The 1,231-nt window shown below is 46.1% G+C and carries 2 protein-coding genes; both read right to left on the minus strand.

The window, feature by feature from the left end:
* Positions 1-619 (minus strand): hypothetical protein (locus KDK14_RS14170; RefSeq protein ID WP_257265826.1); only part of this gene is annotated, 619 nt, incomplete at its 3' end.
* A gap of 414 nt (positions 620-1,033) precedes the next feature.
* On the minus strand, positions 1,034-1,231 hold a 198-nt coding region (locus KDK14_RS14175; protein ID WP_257265827.1), incomplete at its 5' end, for a hypothetical protein.

Raw genomic sequence — 1,231 nt, forward strand, 5'->3', positions numbered from 1 at the left:
CAACAAAGGCACTGCAATTGCCCTTGGCACCTGTGATATCTGGCCCTTCATTGCTTTTGCCACTTACCTTATGTCCTGCCGGGGTTGTGTACGGGTTAGGAAATGGCGAGGTATTAATAAGCCCCGGATCAACCCATTGAGTGTAATTCTGCATACCGACAGAAGGCCACCAGTAACCAGTCAGCTCAATCCAGTCATTCCATGCGATGATATCGTCAACTGAGATATTTAAACCTGCGGCGGTTAAGCCTTGTGCAATTCCGGCCATTTCAAGTTGTAATTCATCCGGTATCTTGTCGCGGGTTTGTTCGATAGCGGCCTTTTTCCAGGAACGATAGGGTACACCCGTTGTCAGGTATGTCATGATCCAGGTATTTGTCCATGCCTGTTTAAAGTCCGGGGCAACCAGATAGCCATATTGAAAGCCGCGTTCAAGTGGCTTACCCGTGATGCCTATATGAATCCAGCCATTGAGTTTCTCAACTTTTGCCCGGTTCACCACTTGCTGCTGCTCTTTCGTCAATGGCTTTTTGTACAGTTGGCCTTTAACAGGTTGCAGGATTTCCTTCAAAATCTCTTTGGGCGGATATTGAGTAAGATTGGACTGTGAACCACTCACCAATGATTGGCCTGGTAAATTATTATCAACAGGCTGGATGACTTCATTGATCATCGCTTCAGGGGGAGGTTGAGTTAAGTTATTTTGCTGATTGTCTTTTGTGACACAACCAGTAGAGGATAGTACCATAAGGCAGAGAAGAAGTATTTGTTTGTCAAGCAGGTTTTGTCTGGTAAAAAGTGACTGCACAGGAACCTCGAAAATTAATCATTAACTATGGAAGCGGGTATTACGCAGGGAGGAACACCCAATACAGAATTGTATATCGAATAAAATCCTTCATTTCGGATACAGACATCTGTAGTACAAAATGCACTGGGAGCCTATCGGACTTAAGCGTCCGTAGCGAGATTTACGAAAAATTTTTAACTTCAATTTCTCGCTACAGGCCCTATTCTCGGGCAGCCTCCTGGTCTAATTAGCCACTTCCCCAATCACTCTCATCATGGTTCGCAAAAATTGCTGATAATACTCAGCATAACTGGTGTTGTGGCTTAAAAAGGGTGTCAAGACGCAAGCCCTTAGTACCCAGATGGCACCTGTGCTCCGGTAATCCTCAATGGGAATACCTAACCGGGTGCCGCGGCTGCCGCCGTCTGGGCAGCACACAAG

Source organism: Endozoicomonas sp. ONNA2, from assembly GCF_024606365.1.
Lineage (GTDB): Bacteria > Pseudomonadota > Gammaproteobacteria > Pseudomonadales > Endozoicomonadaceae > Endozoicomonas.